This is a genomic window from Scytonema sp. UIC 10036, from assembly GCF_009725235.1.
In genome coordinates, this window is record NZ_WJFC01000235.1 from 1 (window position 1) to 20,322 (window position 20,322).

The following is a 20,322-nucleotide window of genomic DNA, read 5'->3' on the forward strand; positions in this document are numbered from 1 at the left end:
GGATTTTCATAGTTGGTGATGAAATTTCTTCATTGCCTTTTTCAAGAAAGAATCTGTACAAAAATACCCAACAATCGTTCTACTGGTTCAATTGGTATTTCTATCGGATCGATAAACAGAGTTTGGTTTTGTAAACGCAAAAATTTCCACAACACACCAGTTGTCACACAACCGTAAATCGCATTCACTGGATAGTTTCCTCGCTCATTAAATATCTGTGCTGCTAACATTTCAGCACCACATTGACCTAAGCCAAGATTAATATTTTCGTTCTTAGCTTCGACTATTGTCATGACTGGTGCCTTAATGTAGTACTGCTCTGGACTCCGCGTAATCAAGAAATCTGGAGAACCATTTAAGCCTCGTGATGGATCGACTGTGAAGTCATTCCCAGAAAATAATCCAATTTGATAATTCATTTTTCGTTTGACTTCCAGCAATACTGGAGCAATAATGAGTTCTGCACGAGCTTTTTCGCTGTTAATTGCTGTAGCTAAAGGTAACGTCTCCTGCAAAGTCATAGATAGTAACTCAGTAGACTGTACAGGCTGTACGTTTGGGAACAGTCGAGTCTTTTCTTCTAGAGTTAAATTAAATTCTTCGACAAGTTGTCTGAGAGTAATTTGGCTGTATGGCATATACTACCATTTAAGGGAACTGCAAAAAACAAATTATCTCATCTTGTGGGATGGAGAGCAGCACCGTGTGGGAGTTCCCGAATTTTTCTACCTAAAGGTTAGTTGCAGTCAAAACCGGGGAAAGAGTCAAATTAATGACACGCTTTCTAACATCTGGGAATAAACATCCCTATCGAAAGTTACAGTTATGGAATCTTATGATGTAGTTATTATTGGTGCGGGTCATAATGGTTTGGTCTGTGCCGGATACTTACTGAAAGCTGGTTACAGTGTTTTGCTTTTAGAAGCACGTTCTATTCCCGGTGGCGGTTCCACAACTGAAGAACTTTTAGCTGCACAAGCCCCTGGTTTTAAATTCAATCCCTGTGCTATCGACCACCTATTTATTTTCCTTGGGCCAGTTATCCAAGAATTAGAACTACATAAATACGGCTTAGAATACCTCTGGTGCGACCCGGTTATTTTTTGTCCCCATCCTGATGGAAAGTATTTCTTAGCTCATAAGTCAGTTGATAAGACTTGTGCGGAGATTGCCCGTTGGAGCGATCGCGATGCCAAAAAATATAGCGAATATGTCAACTATTGGCAACGCTTCGTTAGCACCGTCATCCCCTACTTCAATGCACCGCCCAAGTCTATTATTGACTTGTTAGGAAATTACAACTTGACAAAACTGCAAGACTTGTTCTCACTCTTAGGAGGTCCCAATGAAACGTTAGATTTCCTCCGCACAATCCTAACTAGCCCCCAAGATAATATTAACGAGTATTTTGATTCTGAATTCCTCAAAGCACCCCTTGCCCGATTATCTGCCGAACTGAGTTCACCTCCTTATCAAAAGGCAATGTCCTTCGGAGCGATGATGATGGTCATGCGTCACCATCCCGGTCAAGCTCGACCCCGTGGTGGTACTGGGGCATTAACAGACGCTTTAGTGAATTTAGTCAAAAGTCAAGGTGGTGTTATCCTCACCGACCAAAGAGTGGACAAAGTTTTAGTTGATAACGGTCAAGCAGTTGGTGTGAGAGTCACAGGTGGTAAAGAATATCGAGCCAACAAAGGAGTTATCTCCAACATTGATGCCAAACGGTTGTTTTTACAACATATGGAAGCTAGCGATGTGGATAGCGCCGACCCCAATTTACGGGAAAGATTGGCTCGCAGGATTGTTGACAACAACGAAAGCATCCTGAAAATTGACTTAGCTTTAAATGAACCCCTTCGATTTGAACATCACGAACATAGAGATGAGTACTTAATTGGCTCTATCCTAATTGCAGATTCTGTGAACCACGTCGAGAAAGCTCATAGTGATTGTACCCAAGGAAAGATTCCTGATGAAGACCCATCCATGTATTTAGTTATGCCCACCGGACGCGATCCTTCAATGGCACCTCCAGGCAAGCACACAGCATGGATTGAGTTTTTCGCCCCCTATCAAATTTCAGGTGCAGAAGGCACGGGGTTAAAGGGTACAGGTTGGACTGACGAACTGAAAAATAAAGTTGCCGATAGGGTTATTGAAAAACTAGCAGAGTATTCACCCAATCTCAAACACTCTATTATTGCCCGTCATGTGGAAAGCCCTGCTGAACTATCACAACGACTGGGATTTTACAAAGGAAATTATTACCATCTCGACATGACTTTGGAACAGATGTTATGCTTCCGACCCCTACCAGAAATCGCAAATTATAAGACTCCTATTGAGAATTTATATCTGACTGGAGCAGGAACTCATCCAGGTGGTTCTATTTCAGGATTACCAGGGCGTAACTGTGCGCGTATTTTCTTACACGACCGACATCCAGTAGCACAAACATTGAAAGATGCAGGAGAATCTATAAAATCTACTGTAGCATCTGTCTTTGGTCGCGAATAAACAAGTAAACATAGACGTGAAAAAGATGTAAGAGCGCAATGCAAGAGCGCCCCTACCAGGACTCTAGAGATATCCAATAGGGAGATAAGAAAGATGAATAATTTTCTATTTCCTCTATTCTTCTCAACTCTTTCTCGCTACCGATGACAAAGATAGCTAAAAATTGATGTAATAAAAGGGCTGTGGATAATAGTGGATCAATGACAGATCGGGTTTTGATTCTTGGAGGACGCGGACGGATTGGCAGTAGCGTTGCCCAGGATATTCTCACTCATACACAGGCAGAAGTTACTATTACCGGACGTACCCCAGATAATGGAAGCCCCAATCCGCGAGTCCATTATTTGGTTTTAGATTTGGCAGATGTGGATAGACTTAGGAAAGCGATCGCGTCTTCTAATATAGTTATCCATTGTGCTGGTCCATTTCATTATAGAGACGCGAACGTTCTAAAAATCTGTATTGAAGAAGGCGTTAACTATGCTGATGTCAGCGATCACCGTTCTTTCACGAGAAAAGCTTTAGAGCACCATGACGCAGCTGTCAAGGCGGGAGTTACAGCAATAATTAATACAGGTATCTTTCCAGGAATTTCTAACAGCATGGTACATCAGGGCGTTGAACAATTAGATAAACCAGAAAAAATTCATTTAAGTTACTTAGTCTCTGGTTCCGGCGGCGCTGGTATTACCGTAATGCGAACAACTTTTTTAGGCTTGCAAAAACCTTTTGAAGCTTGGATAGATGGTCATTGGCAGATAGTCAAACCTTACAGCCAGCGAGAAAACATTGATTTTCCCAACCCATACGGACGCAGTGGGGTTTATTGGTTTGATATGCCAGAAACCTATACACTGCCTCATGCTTATCCATCTGTCAAAACCGTTATCACCAAGTTTGGCTCAGTTCCTGATTTTTACAATCATATGACATGGATAGCTGCTCATATTTTTCCCAAATGGCTCATGCAGCAGCAAAGCGCAATTGAATTTTTAGCTCATGTCAGTCACTTTATGACTGATGTCACCAATCGCTTTAGCGGAATTGGGGTAACAGTTCGGTCAGAAATTACCGGGCAAAGAGAAGGAAAAGAATCTGTTTTTTGCTCTACTTTAGTGCATGAAAACACAGCAGTTGCCTCTGGTTGCGGTACGGGTAGCATTGCTCAAATGTTACTTGATGGGAAACTGAAAAAACCTGGTGTAACACCAGTAGAAGAAGCATTGTCAACAAACTTGTTTGAACAAGCTATGCAAAGCCGAGGCATCAAAATTAATCACGAATGGTTGTGATGCCCAATGCCCAATCCCACAATCCAAAATCCAAAATCTAAAATCCCCAATCCCCAATCCCACAATCCAAAATCCAAAATCTAAAATCCCCAATCCCCAATCCACAATCCAAAATCCAAAATCCCCAATCCCCAATCCCCAATCCCACAATCCAAAATCCAAAATCTAAAATCCAAAATCGCATAACCCTTCTTTTGGCAGAAGTCAAAGTTGCATCCAGACACGTAGTATTCGTGTGAAGCTTAGAGTATGTATAAGTAATTATCCTTACACTCAGCAAATTCAAGCACATAGTACGGTCAGGAGGCATTCCCATGCAAACGTTTTTAGCTATTTTCAATAAAGCAGTACGTCAAAGCATTGTTGTTTTAGGATTGATGCTTCTTATTAGTGTATCGAGTCTATTTTTTTTTACTCAGCAGCCTAGCTACGCTGTAACATCTCGTGCCAATCAACTAACACCAGAAGAAAAGATTGACCGCGCATACGAATACAGCGAAGCAACTGGGCTGCGAGAAGAAGATCGACAAAAAGCTTACGAACAGGCAGTCAAGGACTCTAACAATCCACAAACTGTAGAGAAGACTTACCAAAGAAATTTAAAAGCTGAAGCACAAGACAACCCGAATTCCAATATCCTTGAACAAGCTAAAGAATTAGTCGATCGAGTCACAACAAAATAAACATCGAATGGGTATAGGGCATTGGGAATTGGTCATTAGTGATTGGTTATTGGTCAAAAATCATTGATAATTCTTCCTTGTCCCCCTTGTCCCTATTCCCTAACCCCATAAGACTTTTGGTGCATAATTAGTTCAAAAAATAGTACAACTCAACAACCGTAGTGAATAAACGCTCTGGACAAGTGAAACGTCTTCAAATGAAGATTGATTTTGAAGCAAGAGAGTAATCATTTCAACAATGAAAAACGGTATCTTTAAGTGGGTTGTGATTTGTGCTTTGTGTGCTTTCCTAACAACTTCGCTCCCTGCCTTTGGTCCGCAGGGCACGAGCATACAGACTTCCTTTACAAAAGAATCTCTCAAAAACACAACCGCAAAGGCGTTTCCTAATTTTCCCTTGGTATATTTTGGTTCGGGAAGATTTCAGGAGATCGGCAATCCCCAAAATCAACTGGTGTCCACGTATGAGTTCGATATGAAGCAGGGCATCAACCGCGATCGCCTTAAAGCAACAACCATAGCACAAATGATGCTTCTAGCACTGAGAGGCGTCATTTCTGTATCTTTTTACACATGAAACTATTTCTTGTAAGAGGGTTCCTTATGAAGAATAATGCCTCGCGTCGCAACATTTTGCAAGGTTTGATTGCTAGTGTTGTTTTTGTTAAATTTGATACATTTAATTCTTCGTGGGGAACATATGCTAACGCCGCAGACTCGTTTGTCAACCTACCGCCTTTAGATGGAGTACTTTACATTGATGATGCTATACGCGTAAATGTGAGTGATGATTTTGGTCACCTAGTGCATCGTTACCCAAAAGCCGTACTTAAACCAGGTTCAATTGATGATATCGTCAACATTATCAGATTTGCTCGTACTCACAGCCTTAAAATTGCCGCACGCGGTCAAGGTCACTCCTGCTACGGTCAAGCACAAGTAGAAGAAGGTGTAATTATTGATATGAGTACACTGAACAAAATCCATTCTATTAGTACAACACAAGCTGTTGTTGACGCAGGGGTAGTGTGGAGTCAGCTGTTGCAAGCAACGCTACAGCAACAATTGACACCGCCAGTCCTCACCGATTACATCGAACTATCGATTGGAGGAACCTTGTCAGTAGGCGGTGTCGGTGGCGCGAGCCATCGCTATGGCGTACAGGTTGATAATGTACTATCTCTTCAGGTTGTGACAGGTAACGGCTCTCTAGAAACTTGTTCCCTCGATCAAAACCGCGATCTATTTGAAGCAGTGCTAGCCGGTTTGGGTCAGTGTGGAATTATAGTACGGGCTACAATTCGGTTAATCGAAGCCTTCACCCATGCCCGTGTGTTTCTTTTGTATTACGATGATTTAGCTACATTTACTCATGACCAACGCTTACTAATTACTGAAGAACGGTTCAACTATGTAGAAGGTCAGGTAGTACCCAATACTAATGGAGGATGGCGTTATGTCTTAGAAGCGGCTAGCTTTTACACTCCACCCAAAGAGCCAGACAACACCAGTTTACTTGCCTCTTTGAACTACACTCCGGGCACAGAACAAATAGAGGACAAATCTTACTTCAACTTTCTTAACCGCTTGGCAGAAACTGTTGCTTACCTCAAATCCATCAACATTTGGTCTAACCCTCATCCTTGGATTAATCTCTTTGTACCGAGTACAGCAGTTGAGCAATATGTTAGCGAAATTGTTTCTACTTTGACACTGGCTGATACAGGAAATAGTCCAATTCTGCTGTACCCTGTCAAAACCGATCGTTTTAAGCTGCCTTTATTTCGGACGCCTGACGAGCAGGTTGTGTTTCTCTTGGCTATTCTACGGACTGCACAGCTTGATGATGCTACAGTTCGCAAAATGCTTGATGACAATCGGAGATTTTTTGAGAAAAACCGCGATTTCGGCGGTACTCGCTATCCTGTAGGCGCTATTCAATTTTCTTATTTTGATTGGCAGCAGCACTTTGGTTCAGCTTGGAGCGGATTTATAAATGCTAAACGACGTTACGATCCTGACAATTTGCTGACTCCCGGTCAGGGTATATTTTAAAAATATATTTAAACTTTGTAGAGACGCGCTGTTTGAAGCGTCTCTACATTATCTTTTCGTAAAATGGTATAATGTGATTTGAACCATTGCGTGACCAAAATTTTGAATCATATCGTGACCAAAAGTAACGGAATATCAAGGTTTTTACCCTGTTCAATCACTTCATGTTATGAATCAAATTGTGACCGTGTGTTTTAAATATGAATCATAATATGACCAAAAGTTTTATTTATGCATTTTGTAAAAAAACCAGATTTCAATACAGGAATTTGACCTAGAATTTGAAACTTTCGGTCAAAATATGATTCAAAACGTCCACAATATGGTTCAAAAACAGTTTTAACCAAAAATTGAATGATTTTGCGATTGCCTAAGACTGAGTTTTTATTGCTCTGTTCGCCGCCTGCGTACAAATGAACTATAAAAGCCCTGTTGCTTGCGGTACTTAAATTTTGAGGTTTTTAAACTCAAATTATAACTTTGAACTATATGTTGTCCTAAAGGATTTTGAAGCATGTCGTGTCCATTTGGTCAAAATATGATTCAAATCACATATAATATCTCTATGTTGGGTTGAAAAACGAAACCCAACATGAATTCTCCCTTGTGTTGGGTTTCACTTCGTTCAACCCAACCTACGTTGATAAATTTTATTATCAGTAATCATCTGGACTTGATATAATCCCTCATTCAAATTCTTTCACTGTAGCTGGGGGCGATGCATTACGATTTTCAGGGGAAAGATTTCTCTCATACCAGTTCATAAGTGGAGTAGAACTGATACCATGCACAATAACAGATACGACTATCGTAGTATAAACAATCCAACCGATTTGCTCGCCAAGACTGTTTTTCAAACCGTTACCGTATGCATAGGCAAGATAGTATAAAGAGCCGACACCTCGAATACCAAACCAGCCAAATAACCAACGAGTTCCTGGATGTATTGCCCTGTGATCTGGGTGCCCGGAGGGTTTCCCAATTGTGCTGATCCATGCACCCAATGGTCGAATGACAAAGAACAGTAAAACTATGACTAATAAAGATTGGGTAGCATAAGTTAGCATTGGTTTAAATAACAAAATTGAACCAAGAATTAAAATTGTTCCAATCTCCAAAAGCTTTTCCAATCGCTCTATGAATTCCAATTGTGCAAGCGATTTTTCTGAATTTCTATAACTTCTTTGAAAAACTAACCCGGCTACAAACACTGCAAGAAATCCATAACCATTGACGAATTCTGTAAGTGAATATGTTAACAAAATTGTCCCAAGAGCAATAAAATCTTCCATTAAAGAATCAGCAGGGCGTCGTTTTTGAATTTTTTTATTGATCCAAACTATAACTTTAGCTACGAGAATCCCCATAACTATACCAGCAGCGATCGCCCAAACTAAATCAACAACAACCCATTGTTTAAACCAGTTTTCCCAATTTTTATCTTTTAACGAATAAATACCAAAGTACACGAAAGGAAAAGCTAAAGCATCATTTAAGCCGCCCTCTGATGTTAAACCAAAACGTAACTCATCTTGGTCATTGACATCGGTTAATTGCACCTCTGAAGCCAATACAGGATCGGTTGGGGCAAGAATTGCTCCTAGTAAAATTGCCTCTCCCCAATCCATGCCTAAAAAAACTTTTCCGACAATAGCAAGCCCAAAAATGGAAATTGGCATTAAAAACCCAATGAGTCTTGCTGTAATATCCCACGCTCCTATTTTAAGTGGACGCAGAATTTTTAATCCACAACTAAACACAGAGATAATAACTACAAATTCTGTTATCCGTTCTAACAATTCGGCATTGAAAACTCCTTCACGTCGTAATTGAATGAGCTTAAAGCCGTAAGGACCTAAAAGAATACCAACTAACAGGTAAATAAGAGCAAAAGAAAGAGGTAAGCGTGAAATCCAGCCAGATAGTAAGGTAACAACTAGCAATAATAGACCTATAATAAATAAGTCAACAATATAAATATCTACCATAAAGATTTCTAGAAAAAATTAGGAAGTTGCAATGAAAGTTTAATGGCGATAGCTTTTATTTCTTAATCACCTTGCGATAGATTTGTCAAAAAGATTTTATACGACATAAAAAGAATGATGCGTGTAGTTACTTATACTGACTCTGCTGGAGTTGGAGGCGCGGAAATCAGCCTCAAACATTTAGTCACTAACGTTTCAAGAGATTTTCACATAACCGCAATGGGTACCAGTCAGGTAGTCATAGATGCCATTGCAAGCAATAAACCGCAACTATCTCAAGTGGTATTACCTGCAAAAGGTATTTATTCTCTAACAGCACACCTTCAAGCACTGCATCGTTTGCAACCAGATATAGTACATATCAATATTTGTACTCCTTGGGAATGTGCTATTGGTCTTTTTGCCGCTTTAACATTGCCAAATGCTCGTGTAGTGCGTGTTGACCAGTTACCACTACGGACAACTGATGCAGTTAAGCTGTGGCGTACAAGGGCGCTATCACTGCGAGTTGATGCCCATGTGGCGGTAGGTGAAGCAAGTGCAAGGCGCATGGAGGACTTTTATGCGTTGGGTCGTGGTACTGTAATTTCTATCCCTAATTGCGTGCCAGATATGACACAGAAACCTACTACCTCACTTGAAGAAGAGAGAAGATTGGGGTCATCAAGGCAACAAATAGTGATTGGTTGCACGGGAAGGCTAGATGCGATGAAGGGTCACGATATTCTACTGAAAGCTATTGCTCAAATTGAAGGCGTTCGAGTCGTGATTCTGGGTGAAGGTGGACAACGTACAGACCTAGAGAAACTGGCAGTGGATTTGGGAATAAGCGATCGCGTTGAGTTACCAGGATGGGTCAATAATCCTCATACCTGGTTGCCACAATTTGACATTTTCGCCATGCCCTCACGATCTGAAGGTTTTCCATTAGCAATTGTTGAGGCAATGCTTGCAGCCATTCCTGTAGTTGGGACACGTGTGGGTAGTATTCCAGAAGCAGTTACTGATGGTGAAACCGGGTTGCTCGTGGATAAAGATGATGTTGAAGGGCTTGCGGCTGCATTGCGGCGCTTAAAAGAAGACTGCGAATTGCGCTTGAAATTTGGTCACCGAGGACAAGATATAGCAAGGCGTCGGTTCACCGTTGAGCACATGGTAAAGAGTTACGAGCGTCTGTGGTATGAGTTGATAGAAAAACCCCAAGCCCTTCGGTTGTGGATTCCACAACCAAAGGAATAAGCTAGCTTGATTTATTCACAAGTGAAATTTGATTTCATCTGTAAAAAGATATAAATTGATTGTATTAATGTCAATTTTAATACTTGCTTTATACACCCTATGAGTGATGGTATCGGCGTGAAAACAATTCTAATTCTGACTGCAATTCCCCACGGATTGCGCTTGGATCGAGAAATTCGCTCAATAGAAGACGCTATCCGCCGCGCTACAAAGCGGGATTTATTCAAGGTTACGCTTAGAACTGCTGTACGCCCTCAAGATATTCGCCGTGCTATAGCAGAAGAGAAGCCCCAAATCGTCCACTTTTGCGGACACGGGCTAGAAGACGGTAGTTTGCTGTTAGAAGACGATGGAGGAGAAAACCAGCCCGTCCCAGCATCCGGACTAGCATCATTGTTTCAGCTGCACTCAGATTATGTGGAATGCGTATTACTTAACGCTTGTTATTCTGCCAAGTCAGCTATTGCAATCGGTGAATACATTAATTGTGCCATTGGGATGAATCAGCCGATTGGAGATAAGGCGGCGATCGCATTTGCAATTGGGTTTTACGATGGATTGGGCTACGTAACTCCAGACAATCTGGATGTGTTTCAAAGAGCTTTTGAAGAAGGTAAGGTTGCAATTCAATTAGAACATCTTTCTTCTCGGCAAATTCCAGTTATTAAAACAAAAACTAAAAATCAACCCGCTGTATGTACTGCTCCTAGTACTTATCAAGATTCCTGTCAGAGCATTAGTGTTGCTGGAACTACCTTAATAGCATGTTGTCGTACAATGAATGGCACATACAATGATACATCTATTGTGATTCGGGGAATCTATAATGATAATGGAGCCTTGCGCTATGCTAGCGATCCTACAACCAATAGTACTTATCAAGATTCTTGTGAAAACATTAGTATTACTGGAGCTACCTTAACAGCACGTTGTCGCACAATAAATGGCACATACAACGATACATCCATTGTGATTCGGGGAATTCACAATGATAATGGAGTTTTGCGGTATTCATAGACTGTAAAGATTCAATCCAGCTTAAAAAAGAGATCCCCCCTTAAAAAGGGGAGTTATGCGTAAGTCCTATTACAGCTATTTTCAGGTAAATAAACCACATCTTTATTTATCTCACGCAAAGGCGCAAAGGCGCAAAAGAATTAAGAGTGGATTTATTTTTCACAGATAAATTTTGAGAATTCATTAAGTTTTTTTCAGAAATTTGTTCAAGAGTTTCGCACTCCTGACTAGTCTAAATCAGTGAAAACATCTGTAACTAACAACTAACCACTAACGAACTTGCTTCCCACAAACGCTAGAGCGTAAAAACAAAACAATCCACAGCAATACCAAAGGCGCGATCGCTGATGGTTCTGGAACTCTTTCTAGCTTCCCTGGTGGATAAATAACACTTGGAGTACAAGGAATCTCAGTCACTTGGCTGGAATCGCCAGGTAAGCCGCATCCATTAGGAGTTGTTGGAGGAACTGTATTATCGGATGGTGTTGTCCCTACAGTTAAGGGTGGTTGACCAAAAGCGCGATCGCTATCTCCACCTCCACCACCTAAAGATAAAAGTAGAAGTAATAAGACAAGTCCACCACCTCCAATTAACCAACCTCTTGAGGAATTACCAGAACCTTGTCGGACAACAGCGCTTTCTGGAACTACATTTTCTGGGATTGGACTTTCTGGAATTGTAGAAGGAACATCAAGAGCGATCGCATCCGGCGCTAAGAAGACTGGATTGATTCCTACCAACACATCTGGAGACAGAACCTCACCAGTCAGTAGGTCAAACTCCGGAGGAATACCAATATTTGGGCGTCCAAATTGCGTTCCTTTGGTATCAAACGGTATGGAGAGCACATTGAGAATGCTATCTTCAAGTAGCTTCTGATTACCAGTACTTAATGCCTGTTTTGCAATGGCAATTTTCTCCAAATAAAATTTGGTCATCTCTTGAGGTAAATTTAAAGACTGAACCTGCTGCTCGATATTAGGGATTTTTGCCATTTCTTCATACAATAAGCGTCCAAAAGAATATTTCAAGTTCAACAATCCACTGCGAAGATCGAGTGCGTCGCCAACTCCTTGCAATGGTGTCCAATAAAAATTTTTAGTGACAAGCCCCAAACCTGAGACAGGAGACTTGTTCACTGTTTCCCCAAGAAGATATCTATATCCATCCACAACTTGGGGGCTGTCATCTTGCCAAAATGAAGCATATGGCGTTTGAGAAAGATTGCGATCGTTGTTGTAGAAGGCAGCAAATTTGCGAAAATTTTCTTCTCCTCCAGCTGCTTTTACCAATAAGTCTTGATAGCTAAGACCGCTTCTAGCCGCTAATAATTCCTCAATGACTGCCGCAGTTTTGTTACAATTGAGACCGTATCCGATCGCACATGCAGCAATACCTCGCATTTGGCTCAATTTTTGCCCCGATATCTGGTATTGAAGATAATTAGTTTCCAGTCCGGGCTGGACTCCATAGCGCCCAAGGTTTAGTTGGGCAAATGCTTCCCCAGTAGGAATAAGTACTGACACAAAACAAGAAAACGTAATTGTGATTTTCTTCGCCAATGGCTTCAACAAGATCCACCTCCCTTCACTAGGATTTCTTCAAATCTTTACGTTCTAAAAAGACTGGAGAAGAACTTAAGTTCTGGAGCTTGTCAAGGTTAATCGTAATTGCCGTCCCCTTAATTTGTCCCTGGCTAAGACGGTTGTAAAAAACGAACCCACGACTGGGTTGATTAAAAAGATAACCGCGTTCTGAAGGTTTTATCTTCCCTTGCTTGATGAGTGTAATAAAGGTTTCAATGTATTCTCGTATGTTCAGTAAGTTCTTTGGATTTGCGCTTGTATGATTTTGGATCAGCATAAGAAACAAGTCCAAACTGCGACTGTCTTGTTCCTCAATCATGCGATCGTTCTCTAAAAAAGAACTAGCTACAAGTTTTTTATCAATCTGCTGAACCTTGAAAAGAGTGTAATAGCGCCCTGATTTTCGAGGATCGTTAACGTAACAAACCCAAGAACCATCTTGAGTTTGTGTAAATCCTTGCTGTGCAAGGTAAGAAAGCAAAGAGTTACTTGTTTCTTTTGTGGAAGGTAATAACTTATCTACAACATCGAAAGAACAAATCTTCTGCGGAGTTGTCTGCATTCTTTGTTGTGGGTTAGTTGGAGCCTGTTGTGCTGTTGCAAAGTTAGACGTACTAACATATGCAGACACATACAGAACCAGGGTGCTAATCCAAGAAAGACTAACATTCATAAGGTTAGTGTGTGAGTTGCTATAGAGAGTTCTGGCGAAGCCCTTTCAAAGCTTGCCAATGAGGGACAACTAGAAACAGAATCTTCGGTTTTACAGCAGTTTTCACCTAAATGAACCACACCATTTGTAAGGGCGCAAGGTCTTACCCCCCTTAATCCCCCCTTATAAAGGGGGGAAACAGAAAATTTATTTTCTTCCCCTTTACAAGGGGAGGTTAGGAGGGGTAAAAATAATATGCAGCTTCATATTAAGTTGGTATTACATCAAATACTCAACCTGTATCAGCCTCAACAACTGAGTTTTCCTGTAGACAAGTGACAATTATCAAAACTTATCAACCAAATGGCTTACTTATTTTTTATCTGCGTCCATCTGAGGTTCCTTAATTTTCTGTGTATTCCACCTGCTTAAAAAGTGCTATATTCTACCATGAACGAATTTTTTGACCAAAAAAACTTAGATCTCAATGCAGCCATAGAGATAACTTCCTCTTTCCTAATTAAAGATTTGAGCAAAGATGCCTTTCTGGACAATGTAATCCCTCTAGCCTAGCGCGATCGCGCATCACAAGCCTTACACGGCTTATCACACCCGTTGTTGATGCTCTTTAACAGATTACTTGACCTTGGGTTTTGACAAATCATATTGCCTAACCCTTTACTCCCTGATGACACTCAACCAGCGTTATCTACTGAAAACAGATTTACGATGCTTGCACCCTACTAAGTACTTTCTGTTGTACTAGTTTTAAAGGCGTCAAGAACGCTGGTTTGACCCCTTACATTTTAGAGTCGAACAAATTAAAACAATATAGTAGTTCGTTAAACATTGCAAGTAGGTTTGCCAGTTTTTAATGATTAAATTAAGTAATCTTATGGCAGTTCGGGAGTAAGACTGAGACAATGGGAGTGCAGTCATAGCCACAAGTTACACCAGTCGTGAACTCTCAAACAAGCACTTTTGCAGCAACGCAGTCCCGCAAAGCAGACCACATCCGTATTTGTCTGGAACAAGATGTTCAATTCCACCAAACGACTAATGGATTGGAAAACTACCGCTTCACGCATTGTTGCTTACCAGAAATAAATATTGACGAAGTTGACATCAGAAATCAGTTTTTTGGCAAACAACTTGGTGCGCCCCTACTGATTTCTTCTATGACTGGAGGAACGGAACAGGCGGGAGTTATAAACCGTCGTCTTGCGGAAGTTGCTCAGCACTATAAATTTGCGATGGGCGTAGGTTCCCAACGGGTAGCCGTAGAAAAACCTCAAGTTGCTGAGACTTTCGCCGTTCGGAAATATGCTCCTGATATCCTTCTGTTAGCGAATTTGGGAGCAGTTCAACTGAACTACAATTATGGTTTGGATGAATGTATAAAAATAATTGATATTTTAGAAGCCGATGCCTTGATTTTGCACCTCAACCCCCTACAGGAATGCATTCAACCCAGAGGTGATAAAAATTTTAAAGGATTAATTGACAAAATAAATAAATTGTGCATAAAACTACCGATACCAGTGATTGCCAAGGAAGTTGGTAATGGAATTTCAAATACCATGGCAGAAAAGCTCATCGCAGCTGGGGTCAAAGCAATTGATGTAGCGGGTGCAGGAGGGACTTCTTGGGCAAAAGTGGAAAGCGAACGGGCAGAAAATGCTTTACAGCGACGTTTGGGAAGTACATTTGCCGATTGGGGTTTGCCTACGGCAGAATGTATTACCAGTATTCGTGCGATCGCACCTGATGTTCCTTTAATTGCTTCGGGAGGACTGCGTCATGGATTGGATGTAGCAAAAGCACTAGCCTTAGGGGCAGATATTGCAGGATTGGCAATGCCTTTTCTACAAGCGGCAGCAGCTTCCGATATAGCTGTTCGCGAACTGGCAGACGTATTAATTGCTGAAATTACTACCGTGCTATTTTGTACTGGTAACGCTACACTAGATGAACTAAGGTCTTCCAACAGTTTACAACGCATAAAATAAGTATAGACAAAGGACCAATGACTAACGACCAATGACCATTAACTAAAATGCGTAATTTTCTCAAACAAACTTTTGCCAGTTTAGTTGGCAGCCTCTTGGGGTTATTTATCTTTTGCGGTCTGGGTACCACTGGGCTACTCTTACTGCTTTTTGCAGCTGCTTCTTCCAAAGACGTAGGTCCCCCAGTCAAAGATAAGTCGATACTGGTCTTTGACTTGTCTATGAACATTACTGATGGCGAACCCAGCACAAACGAATTGCTGGAAAAAGCATTATCAGGCGAGGAAGTCAACAGGATGTCTCTCCGCAGCGTTCTGGATGCTCTGGAAAAAGCACGTCTTGACAAGCGAATTGTTGGCATCTATTTGGACGCCAGTCGTGCATCACAAGGAAGTGTTGCAGGTTTTGCCACTTTTAAAGAAATCCGCCAAGAACTCCAGAAATTCCGCAATGCAGGTAAAACAATTGTCGCCTATGGCTCGGATTGGGGGGAAAGAGAGTACTACCTAAGTTCGGTAGCAGACAATATTGTGGTCAACCCCTTGGGAGCCATGGAAGTTAATGGTTTGAGTACACAGCCCATGTTTTTTGCAGGCGCATTACAAAAGTATGGCGTTGGCGTTCAAGTCGTGCGAGTCGGTAAGTTTAAGGGAGCAGTTGAACCATATGTTCTGACAAAGCTAAGTCCGGAAAATCGCCAGCAAATTCAAACTTTATTGAATGATGTTTGGGCAGAGTGGCGAACAGCCGTAGGGTCAAGTCGTAAAATAGCTCCTTCCCAATTACAAAATATTGTTGATAATCAAGCGTTATTACTAGCAGAGCAAGCTAAAGCTAATCGGTTGGTGGATAAGGTAGCTTATTTTGATGAAGTCGTTTCAGACTTGAAAAAGTTAACTGATAGCGATAAAGACGAGAAAACGTTCCGCCAAATCAATATCAATGAGTATGCAGCAGTTCCTGGGAAGTCCTTGGGTATAGAACGTGAATCGAACAACAAAATCGCTGTTGTTTATGCTGAAGGTGAAATAGTCGAAGGTCAAGGTGAGAGCGGAGAAATAGGAGGCGATCGCTTTGCCAAAATCTTCCGTCAGTTGCGCCAAGATAAAAATGTGAAGGCTGTTGTGCTGCGGATTAACAGCCCCGGTGGAAGTGCTACCGCCTCTGAGGTGATGCAAAGAGAAGTGCGGTTGACTCATCAAGAAAAACCTGTTGTGGTGTCCATGGGTGACATTGCTGCTTCTGGCGGTTATTGGATTGCCACTGACTCCAAACGGATTTTTGCTGAACCCAATACCATCACAGGTTCTATTGGTGTATTTGGAGTGCTTATCAATGCTCAAAAATTGGCAAATGATAATGGAATTACCTGGGATTCAGTCAAAACAGGGAAATACGCTGATGTTCAAACAGTAGCTCGTCCCAAATCTCCAGAAGAATTAGCATTATACCAGCGCAATGTCAACCGCGTTTACAGCGTATTTATTAATAAAGTCGCACAAGGTCGAAAACTGTCAGAGCAAAAGGTGGTAGAGATTGCTCAAGGACGGGTTTGGTCGGGTGTTGCAGCCAAGAAAATAGGTTTGGTGGACGAGATTGGGGGTTTGGATGCTGCTATTAAACACGCGGCGGAAGCAGCCAATTTGGGTTCCAATTGGGAGGTGAAGGAATATCCGCGATTGGGAACCCTTGAGGAGCGGTTGTTTGGGCGTGCGGCGCAGGAGACACGGGCTATCCTAGGGATAGACCAACATCAGCTCAAAGTTCCAGATCCATTGATGGCTGAATTTGAAAAATTCCAAAAAGAACTGGCGATCGTACAAAAAATGAATGACTCGCTAGGTATTTATGCTCGCTTACCTATAAACCTCCGGATTGAATAAGGTTTTAGGGACTTCCAAATAAAAGAATTTGCCAAACTTCTATCTGGAAATGCAGTTTGGTGGGCTGGTGTTGCCTTGCTATATAGGAGGCCCCAATACGCATTCCCTGGCGGAGCCTGGGAACGAGCTGGTGTGGAGCTAGATATTATGGGGTTAAAACTAATGACAAAAATGATGAAGGCGTGTAAAGTAGTTTTGAACTACTAACAATTTATCAAATTTCATGCAACTGCCTAAAGATATAAAAACTAAACGCCTTCTTCTTCTTGTTGTTTCCTGTAGTATAGCTGGTGTCGTTGTAGGTGGCACTTCAGCTTGGGCCGAAACCAATATGTGCTTGCAAGCTAATACAGTTACTAGTGAATGCATAACTCAAGACCCAGGGCTTAAAACTATAGAGGGAATGGCGACTGGGTTAATAGCTGGAGCAGGTGCAGCTGTTGGTGTAGCATGGCAACATCGGCATGAAAAATAAAAGCGATGCACATCGCTTATATAAAGCCCGAGTCAGGTTTCCCTTCCTGACTTAGGTTCTTTATAAATATTGTTTATAGATTGCGTGTATAAGATTAACCCACCTTATCAAGCTTTTGTGCGGCAATGCCTACCTTACTGCAAATTATTGATTTATTCTACAAATGAAGTACCTTATCAATCAATACGGTTCAGTTAAGGATAATTGTAGATTGGGTAGAGCGATACCATTACCCAACAAAGCCGCGAGAATGTTGGGTTTCGTTCCTCAACCCAACCTACCTAATCACTGCTGATTTCGTTATGTTTAGGTCAGTGGGACTTTTTTGTGAAACGAATTATGAAAACTCATTCTAATTTATTACTTAAACTGTCGCGACGTTTATTTACTAATTTAGATGAACAAGAAAAATTTGTTGAGGCTTTAACTCATCCACAACGTTTTAACCCTTGTATTCTTTGGTGTAAAGAAAAACCCGAACTATCTCCTTTTTCTACTGAAGTAGCAACACCCTGGCAACCAGAATTCATAGAACGATTATCTTTAGGAGAAAAACCCGGACAGCATCTCCTACACGAACAGGGATATTTTTACTGTTTGGATTTTTCTTCTGTTTTTGCGGCTTCTTTATTGTTGGCAATTCCTCAACCTGTCAACCTAGTTTTTGATATGTGTGCTGCACCAGGAGGCAAGAGTGTCTTTGCTTGGAAAAGCTTGCAACCGGATTTACTGATTGGGAATGAAGTCATTGGCAAACGATTGGGAATGCTGATTTCTAATCTGAAACGATGTCAGATTGAACCTTCTGTTGTCGCCAGCAAAGATTCAAGTTTTTTTGCAGACACGATACCTTTATCGAGTCGTTTAGTTATGGTAGATGCTCCTTGTACCGGGCAGTCTTTACTTGCTAAAGGAGAAAAAGCACCGGGTTGTTTTCATCCAACTGCTATTAATAAAAGTGCTAACAGACAAAAAAGAATCATAGCAAATTCTGCTCGGCTTGTTGCCCCGCAAGGGTATCTTGCTTATATGACTTGTACTTACTCTCCTGAAGAAAATGAAGAGGTTTGTGAGTGGTTTTTGCAAAGATTTCCCCAGTTTAATGCTATGGAAGTGAAGCATTTAGAGGGCGATCGCTCACATTTAACAACTCTGCCTTGTTATCGGATGTTTCCTCAGGGTGGATTGGGTGCTGGTGCTTTTACAGTGTTGTTTCAAAATACTGAGGAAGGTGAGGAGAAGGTTTTGGATGTGGAGGTTTTGCCTGTAATCTGGAGAAATATGAACCTTCTAGGCGCTGAGGGCGCGGAGGAGTAAGGTAAAGTAGGGTGGGCAATACCCACCAACATCAAACGGTGGGCATTGCCCACCCTACTTTACTGTCTTACAATTTCTAATTCGTAGTACCCTGTTTGCTCATCTGGTGTTCTCAAAAAAGCATATTCTTCGCTGATACCAAGAACTATCTCAGCTGTTGTGTAGATAATGCATCCAAAGTCAAGATGTCCGCCAATGGTTTTTCCTTGTTGGTCGGAGATGGCAATATGGAGATGCACTCCGGTAGTTGCTATTGTTCCGTTCAGGGCAAGAATTTCAAATTTATCAGTTAAGAGTGTGCTGTTTTCTTGGTTGGCAAAGCGAATTTTGGCTTGTTTCAAACTGCCAATGGCAGTTATGATAAAGCCTGCTTTAATGTTTTCTTGACTGGCAAAGCTCTTTAAACCTTGTTTTAAATCTTCATCTGGTTTCAGCCGAAGAGGAAATATTTTCATGCTTTAATAAATATATACGCAACTTTGTTAAATAAATTTTAAATTATTCCAATTTAGTGAAAACCACTGTGTTGTTGTGTCAATTATATCAAAATTATGGTAACTGTTGTGAAAAATAACCTAGTGTATTTGCTGAGGTTATCACGCACTTATTTTCCGTAAAATGTACTGATAAAATATTTTTATACTGTCAGGATGCTCATTATGCATGGGTTACCGCTCCAGTGCAAAAATTTGCGGGAGCAAGTTGAGTGTATATTACAACTTATACAACACGAGCTATTTGTCTGTTCGTATCATGTAAAATCGATACAAACCTCTATCACGAAAGCTATATCTCCCAAGTTTGAGATTGTGTTTGCAGGGGCGTTTAGCGCGGGTAAATCCATGTTAATTAATGCCCGTATTGAGTACTACTGTTATTATCCCCTCTTACAAAATGGCAATGTCATTATCGATACCCCAGACATGGATGACCCGGTTGAGAAAGATTCACATTTCACATATGCTAGAATTCGATCTTCTGATACTTCAACGGTGATTTTTGTGTTAAAACCTGCGTCGGGTGGTGATATGACTAAGGAAGAAACAGAACTGTTGGTAACAATACGAGAAAATCCTGGAATTCGCGATCGCGTTTTCTATGTATTTAACCGTATTGATGAAACTTGGTATAATGCTCAACTGCGTCAACGTCTGAATGATTTGATGAGCGAGCAATTTCAGCATAGCAACAAAGTTTTCAAAACCAATAGCTTTGAAACTCCCAACGCAAATTGTGTATGGATTTTACTACAAATGGCAAACAAGCAAGCTGAGGAAATTTGGCAGCAGTATCCCAAGGCGCGTACTCATTTTGTGCAATCTCTAGAAAAAGAAGCTGAGGAAAAAATTTTCTCAAATCAACATTTCTTAAATGTTATTGAGCAAAAGATACCAACTTACAATTCAGCAGTTACAGCAATTAATGAATGCTTACAAGCGGTGCAATTATATGATTGTTTCTTACCTACTATTGAACAATTCCAATCAGAAAAAGTTGATATGATTTTTTCTAAAAATGGTTTTTTGGAGCCAAGTAGTGCAGTTAAATCTGTAAAATTGTAGGCTTTAATACACCTAATAAGTAGAGAGATAGTGTAGATTATAC

Annotated in this window: 17 protein-coding genes and 1 pseudogene; 12 read left to right on the plus strand and 6 right to left on the minus strand. The window is 41.0% G+C overall.

Annotated elements, in window-relative coordinates:
* Window positions 1-41: 41 nt before the first annotated feature.
* Complete coding sequence (locus tag F7734_RS52930) at window positions 42-638, minus strand: hypothetical protein (RefSeq protein WP_155752274.1); 597 nt, start codon at window positions 636-638, stop codon at window positions 42-44.
* A gap of 187 nt (window positions 639-825) precedes the next feature.
* Here F7734_RS52930 and crtO point away from each other — a divergent pair, with 187 nt between their 5' ends.
* Together crtO and F7734_RS52940 are read left to right on the plus strand one after the other, a co-directional pair.
* Window positions 826-2,520 carry a beta-carotene ketolase CrtO gene (gene crtO / locus F7734_RS52935; RefSeq protein ID WP_155752275.1) on the plus strand — a complete coding sequence of 565 codons (1,695 nt, stop codon included), beginning with the start codon at window positions 826-828 and terminating at the stop codon, window positions 2,518-2,520.
* Between the two features lie 200 nt (window positions 2,521-2,720).
* Window positions 2,721-3,812: a saccharopine dehydrogenase NADP-binding domain-containing protein gene (locus tag F7734_RS52940; protein WP_155752276.1), complete on the plus strand. Its 1,092-nt coding sequence runs from the start codon at window positions 2,721-2,723 to the stop codon at window positions 3,810-3,812.
* A 37-nt stretch (window positions 3,813-3,849) separates the two neighbouring features.
* On the opposite strand, the gene F7734_RS61420 is transcribed toward F7734_RS52940, so the two are convergent.
* Window positions 3,850-3,996 carry a hypothetical protein gene (locus F7734_RS61420; protein ID WP_166482711.1) on the minus strand — a complete coding sequence of 49 codons (147 nt, stop codon included), beginning with the start codon at window positions 3,994-3,996 and terminating at the stop codon, window positions 3,850-3,852.
* A gap of 130 nt (window positions 3,997-4,126) precedes the next feature.
* On the opposite strand from F7734_RS61420, the gene F7734_RS52945 reads away from it, so the two are divergent.
* The 3 genes from F7734_RS52945 to F7734_RS52955 all read left to right on the plus strand — a co-directional run bounded on the left by F7734_RS52945 (window position 4,127) and on the right by F7734_RS52955 (window position 6,550).
* Window positions 4,127-4,495: a hypothetical protein gene (locus tag F7734_RS52945; protein ID WP_155752277.1), complete on the plus strand. Its 369-nt coding sequence runs from the start codon at window positions 4,127-4,129 to the stop codon at window positions 4,493-4,495.
* 238 nt (window positions 4,496-4,733) lie between these two features.
* A complete protein-coding gene (locus F7734_RS52950) occupies window positions 4,734-5,072 on the plus strand; it encodes a hypothetical protein (RefSeq protein WP_155752278.1) in 339 nt (112 codons plus the stop codon).
* A 26-nt stretch (window positions 5,073-5,098) separates the two neighbouring features.
* Entirely contained in the window at window positions 5,099-6,550 is a 1,452-nt protein-coding gene (locus F7734_RS52955; protein ID WP_155752279.1) for an FAD-binding protein, read from the plus strand.
* A 686-nt stretch (window positions 6,551-7,236) separates the two neighbouring features.
* Here F7734_RS52955 and F7734_RS52960 read toward each other — a convergent pair.
* Entirely contained in the window at window positions 7,237-8,538 is a 1,302-nt protein-coding gene (locus F7734_RS52960) for a sodium:proton antiporter (RefSeq protein WP_155752280.1), read from the minus strand.
* A 114-nt stretch (window positions 8,539-8,652) separates the two neighbouring features.
* Between F7734_RS52960 and F7734_RS52965 the strand changes: the two genes are divergently transcribed.
* Both F7734_RS52965 and F7734_RS61425 read left to right on the plus strand, forming a co-directional pair.
* Window positions 8,653-9,777, plus strand: coding sequence for a glycosyltransferase (locus tag F7734_RS52965; RefSeq protein ID WP_243147555.1), 1,125 nt, complete (start codon window positions 8,653-8,655; stop codon window positions 9,775-9,777).
* Between the two features lie 99 nt (window positions 9,778-9,876).
* Window positions 9,877-10,794 carry a CVNH domain-containing protein gene (locus F7734_RS61425; protein ID WP_166482712.1) on the plus strand — a complete coding sequence of 306 codons (918 nt, stop codon included), beginning with the start codon at window positions 9,877-9,879 and terminating at the stop codon, window positions 10,792-10,794.
* 270 nt (window positions 10,795-11,064) lie between these two features.
* On the opposite strand, the gene F7734_RS52975 is transcribed toward F7734_RS61425, so the two are convergent.
* Together F7734_RS52975 and F7734_RS52980 are read right to left on the minus strand one after the other, a co-directional pair.
* Window positions 11,065-12,369, minus strand: a complete 1,305-nt coding sequence (locus tag F7734_RS52975; protein WP_155752281.1) for a hypothetical protein — start codon at window positions 12,367-12,369, stop codon at window positions 11,065-11,067.
* Between the two features lie 16 nt (window positions 12,370-12,385).
* Window positions 12,386-13,054, minus strand: a complete 669-nt coding sequence (locus tag F7734_RS52980; RefSeq protein WP_155752282.1) for a hypothetical protein — start codon at window positions 13,052-13,054, stop codon at window positions 12,386-12,388.
* A 938-nt stretch (window positions 13,055-13,992) separates the two neighbouring features.
* On the opposite strand from F7734_RS52980, the gene fni reads away from it, so the two are divergent.
* The 4 genes from fni (at window position 13,993) to F7734_RS53000 (ending at window position 18,717) form a co-directional block, all read left to right on the plus strand.
* The gene (gene fni / locus F7734_RS52985) at window positions 13,993-15,042 is read left to right on the plus strand and encodes a type 2 isopentenyl-diphosphate Delta-isomerase (RefSeq protein WP_166482713.1); all 1,050 of its coding nucleotides are present in this window, start codon (window positions 13,993-13,995) and stop codon (window positions 15,040-15,042) included.
* A gap of 47 nt (window positions 15,043-15,089) precedes the next feature.
* Window positions 15,090-16,925, plus strand: coding sequence for a signal peptide peptidase SppA (sppA, locus tag F7734_RS52990; protein ID WP_155752283.1), 1,836 nt, complete (start codon window positions 15,090-15,092; stop codon window positions 16,923-16,925).
* 223 nt (window positions 16,926-17,148) lie between these two features.
* A complete protein-coding gene (locus tag F7734_RS52995) occupies window positions 17,149-17,400 on the plus strand; it encodes a hypothetical protein (RefSeq protein WP_155752284.1) in 252 nt (83 codons plus the stop codon).
* A gap of 339 nt (window positions 17,401-17,739) precedes the next feature.
* Window positions 17,740-18,717, plus strand: a complete 978-nt coding sequence (locus F7734_RS53000) for an RsmB/NOP family class I SAM-dependent RNA methyltransferase (protein WP_155752285.1) — start codon at window positions 17,740-17,742, stop codon at window positions 18,715-18,717.
* Window positions 18,718-18,776: 59 nt separating this feature from the next.
* Here F7734_RS53000 and F7734_RS53005 read toward each other — a convergent pair whose 3' ends face one another.
* Window positions 18,777-19,172, minus strand: coding sequence for a PPC domain-containing DNA-binding protein (locus F7734_RS53005; protein ID WP_155752286.1), 396 nt, complete (start codon window positions 19,170-19,172; stop codon window positions 18,777-18,779).
* Between the two features lie 204 nt (window positions 19,173-19,376).
* Between F7734_RS53005 and F7734_RS53010 the strand changes: the two are divergent.
* Window positions 19,377-19,925: pseudogene (locus F7734_RS53010) on the plus strand (hypothetical protein); the annotation flags it as partial.
* Window positions 19,926-20,322 lie beyond the last annotated feature (397 nt).

Excerpts from the sequence above, each read along its gene's own strand:
- F7734_RS52930 (WP_155752274.1), bottom strand. The coding sequence starts at position 638 with ATGCCATACAGCCAAATTACTCTCAGACAACTTGTCGAAGAATTTAAT.
- crtO (WP_155752275.1), top strand. The coding sequence starts at position 826 with ATGGAATCTTATGATGTAGTTATTATTGGTGCGGGTCATAATGGTTTG.
- F7734_RS52940 (WP_155752276.1), top strand. The coding sequence starts at position 2,721 with ATGACAGATCGGGTTTTGATTCTTGGAGGACGCGGACGGATTGGCAGT.
- F7734_RS61420 (WP_166482711.1), bottom strand. The coding sequence starts at position 3,996 with ATGCGATTTTGGATTTTAGATTTTGGATTTTGGATTGTGGGATTGGGG.
- F7734_RS52945 (WP_155752277.1), top strand. The coding sequence starts at position 4,127 with ATGCAAACGTTTTTAGCTATTTTCAATAAAGCAGTACGTCAAAGCATT.
- F7734_RS52950 (WP_155752278.1), top strand. The coding sequence starts at position 4,734 with ATGAAAAACGGTATCTTTAAGTGGGTTGTGATTTGTGCTTTGTGTGCT.
- F7734_RS52955 (WP_155752279.1), top strand. The coding sequence starts at position 5,099 with ATGAAGAATAATGCCTCGCGTCGCAACATTTTGCAAGGTTTGATTGCT.
- F7734_RS52960 (WP_155752280.1), bottom strand. The coding sequence starts at position 8,538 with ATGGTAGATATTTATATTGTTGACTTATTTATTATAGGTCTATTATTG.
- F7734_RS52965 (WP_243147555.1), top strand. The coding sequence starts at position 8,653 with ATGATGCGTGTAGTTACTTATACTGACTCTGCTGGAGTTGGAGGCGCG.
- F7734_RS61425 (WP_166482712.1), top strand. The coding sequence starts at position 9,877 with ATGAGTGATGGTATCGGCGTGAAAACAATTCTAATTCTGACTGCAATT.
- F7734_RS52980 (WP_155752282.1), bottom strand. The coding sequence starts at position 13,054 with ATGAATGTTAGTCTTTCTTGGATTAGCACCCTGGTTCTGTATGTGTCT.
- sppA (WP_155752283.1), top strand. The coding sequence starts at position 15,090 with ATGCGTAATTTTCTCAAACAAACTTTTGCCAGTTTAGTTGGCAGCCTC.
- F7734_RS52995 (WP_155752284.1), top strand. The coding sequence starts at position 17,149 with ATGCAACTGCCTAAAGATATAAAAACTAAACGCCTTCTTCTTCTTGTT.
- F7734_RS53000 (WP_155752285.1), top strand. The coding sequence starts at position 17,740 with ATGAAAACTCATTCTAATTTATTACTTAAACTGTCGCGACGTTTATTT.
- F7734_RS53005 (WP_155752286.1), bottom strand. The coding sequence starts at position 19,172 with ATGAAAATATTTCCTCTTCGGCTGAAACCAGATGAAGATTTAAAACAA.